The following is a 3,416-nucleotide window of genomic DNA, read 5'->3' on the forward strand; positions in this document are numbered from 1 at the left end:
TAGCCGCCCACCGTCGCGCCGAGCGAGTTGCCCGACAGCGTGAACGAAACCCCGTCCGCCTGCGAAAGCTGGTCGTTGCCCTCGCTCTCCACCTGCGTCCCCACCGGGGCCAGGCTCGCCCGGAAACGATACTCGCCACGATAACCGTAGTAGGGGCTCACCCGCACGTAGTAGGTCCCGTCGCGCGGGATCACCACCGGCGGACTCTCGCCGCGCCAGCCCGCATTGGTGTTGGCGAAACTGGTGAGACCCGCGCCGGTCTCGTCCAGCACCTCCCAGCCCAGCCCGGCCGCCTCCGTCGCCGTCGAGTGGTCCACCGCCACCGTCAGCACCTGGCCCCGCGACGCCGTAAAACTCCAATAATCGCGGTCCGGGTCGTCCGACAAAAATCCCCGCCCGAAGCCGTGGCGGATCCCCGTCGCCGTGTCGTCCGCCGCCAGCGGCGCCCGCGCGTTGCCGTCGAGCACCCGCAGCACATGCTCGTCATTGTCCGCCACGACGAGCTCGGCCCGTCCGTCCCCGTCCAGGTCCGCCGCCGCCACCCCGTAGGTGTTGTACCAGTTGCGCCGCACGTAGCTGAAACCGAACGTCCCGTCCGCGCGGTTCGACGCCACCGTCAGGTGGTCGTAGCCGCCCAGCAGCAGGTCCGGCCACGAATCCCCGTTGACATCCGCCACCTTCACGAACTCGTTGTAGTAGCCGTAGTTCAACAGGAAATCCACCCGCGTCCCGAACGTCCCGTCGCCGTTGCCCGGGAAGATCCAGTAGCTGTAGGCCGGGTTGTCGTTGGCCACCGCCACCAGGTCCGGATTGCCGTCACGGTTGAAATCCGCCACCTTCAGGTCCGACACGTTCGGACCGTCCGGCATGTCGAGGAACGACGGCGCGCCGAACGTCCCGTCCCCCACCCCGAGGAACACCGCCAGCCGGTCGCCGTTGTCCATGTCGCCCACCGCGAGGTCCGCCTTGCCATCCTTGTTGAAATCCCCCGACGTGATCCCCCACGGCCGGATCTTCGGAGCCAGCGACAACCCGAGCCTGCTCTCGGTGAACGAACCCGCCTTGTCGTTGAGAAGCACCGAGACCGAATAGCCCGTCGTCCCGTCCGTCCCGTTGTTGGAGACCACCAGGTCCGGATAACCGTCCGCGTTGAAATCCCCCGGGGCCAGCCGCCGCGGGTAGTCGCCCACCGCCACATCCGCCTGCCGCACGAACACCGGGTTCCCCGGCGTCGAGTCGTTGCGGAAGAGGCCCACCTTATCAGTCCCCGCCAGCGTCACCGCCAGATCCATGTCGCCGTCCTTGTCCCAGTCGACCAGTTGCACGTCGTACGGCTCGTCGGCGATCCCGTCGAAAACCACCGGCGTGCCGAACCCGCGCGTTCCGTTGCCCGGATAGATCCGCAGCCCGTCGACCGATCCAAGGTGGGTCACCGCAGCGTCGGTTCTGCCGTCGCCGTCCAGGTCCGCCGTCTCGATGTCGAACGGCCAGCCCGCCGTCGCCACCGTCCGCCCCGCGTCGAGGAACGAACCGTCCCCCTGCGCCAGCACCCCGGTCGAAACCGTGTCCGCCGTCGCGATCGATCCATTGTCCCGATCCTCCGACACGTAGCCGGGAACCCCCGTCACCGTGAAATTCCTGACATGGGGAGCCGCAAGGCTGTTGTCCAATTTATCCTTCAGCACCGTGCCCACCGTGAACCGGTAGCTGTCCGGCTGCAGCGGACCGTCCGTCACGAAATACGAGGCGGACAGACCCGACGTGTATCCCGGCGCGCGCAGGTGGTAGACCACCTCGTTGCCATCCGAAAACGTTCCGTCCCCTCCCGAGCCGACCAGTTCGTAGCTGGCGAGGTCGTTCACCGACGCCGCCAGCATGTCCTCGCTGAATCCCAGCGTGAACGACGGAGCAAGGTAGCTCACCGTCGTCCCTTCCGCAGGCAGCGAGTTGGAGGTGATCGTCGGCGGCACCGTGTCCGAGATCGCGATGTCCGCGAAATACTCCGCCATCAGCCCCAGACCCGAGCTTCCTCCCACACGCACGTAATACGTCGACTCGTCGCCCGCCTTCAGCGTGTACACCAGCCGTGTCGCCGTCACCTCGTCGGGCGTCACCTGCGTCCCGTCCGCCTTGAACAACGCCAGCGTCGGAACCAGTCCGGACGTCGACGGCAGCCGCACCGTCACCCCCACCTGCGTCCCGGACGCCAGGTTGCCCAGGCCATACCAGTCGCCCGACGTGTCGTATCCCGCAAGATAGCCGCCCACCGTCGCGCCGAGCGAGTTGCCCGACAGCGTGAACGAAACCCCGTCCGCCTGCGAAAGCTGGTCGTTGCCCTCGCTCTCCACCTGCGTCCCCACCGGGGCCAGGCTCGCCCGGAAACGATACTCGCCACGATAACCGTAGTAGGGGCTCACCCGCACGTAGTAGGTCCCGTCGCGCGGGATCACCACCGGCGGACTCTCGCCGCGCCAGCCCGCATTGGTGTTGGCGAAACTGGTGAGACCCGCGCCGGTCTCGTCCAGCACCTCCCAGCCCAGCCCGGCCGCCTCCGTCGCCGTCGAGTGGTCCACCGCCACCGTCAGCACCTGGCCCCGCGACGCCGTAAAACTCCAATAATCGCGGTCCGGGTCGTCCGACAAAAATCCCCGCCCGAAGCCGTGGCGGATCCCCGTCGCCGTGTCGTCCGCCGCCAGCGGCGCCCGCGCGTTGCCGTCGAGCACCCGCAGCACATGCTCGTCATTGTCCGCCACGACGAGCTCGGCCCGTCCGTCCCCGTCCAGGTCCGCCGCCGCCACCCCGTAGGTGTTGTACCAGTTGCGCCGCACGTAGCTGAAACCGAACGTCCCGTCCGCGCGGTTCGACGCCACCGTCAGGTGGTCGTAGCCGCCCAGCAGCAGGTCCGGCCACGAATCCCCGTTGACATCCGCCACCTTCACGAACTCGTTGTAGTAGCCGTAGTTCAACAGGAAATCCACCCGCGTCCCGAACGTCCCGTCGCCGTTGCCCGGGAAGATCCAGTAGCTGTAGGCCGGGTTGTCGTTGGCCACCGCCACCAGGTCCGGATTGCCGTCACGGTTGAAATCCGCCACCTTCAGGTCCGACACGTTCGGACCGTCCGGCATGTCGAGGAACGACGGCGCGCCGAACGTCCCGTCCCCCACCCCGAGGAACACCGCCAGCCGGTCGCCGTTGTCCATGTCGCCCACCGCGAGGTCCGCCTTGCCATCCTTGTTGAAATCCCCCGACGTGATCCCCCACGGCCGGATCTTCGGAGCCAGCGACAACCCGAGCCTGCTCTCGGTGAACGAACCCGCCTTGTCGTTGAGAAGCACCGAGACCGAATAGCCCGTCGTCCCGTCCGTCCCGTTGTTGGAGACCACCAGGTCCGGATAACCGTCCGCGTTGAAATCCCC

1 protein-coding gene is annotated in these 3,416 nt (G+C 67.4%); it reads right to left on the reverse strand.

All coding sequences use genetic code 11. The annotated features are described in order from the left end of the window. Nucleotides 1-3,416: FG-GAP-like repeat-containing protein (locus JIN84_RS06340; protein WP_200350192.1), on the reverse strand; the 3,416-nt coding region annotated here is incomplete at both ends.

This window comes from Luteolibacter yonseiensis (assembly GCF_016595465.1).
Taxonomy (GTDB): domain Bacteria; phylum Verrucomicrobiota; class Verrucomicrobiia; order Verrucomicrobiales; family Akkermansiaceae; genus Luteolibacter; species Luteolibacter yonseiensis.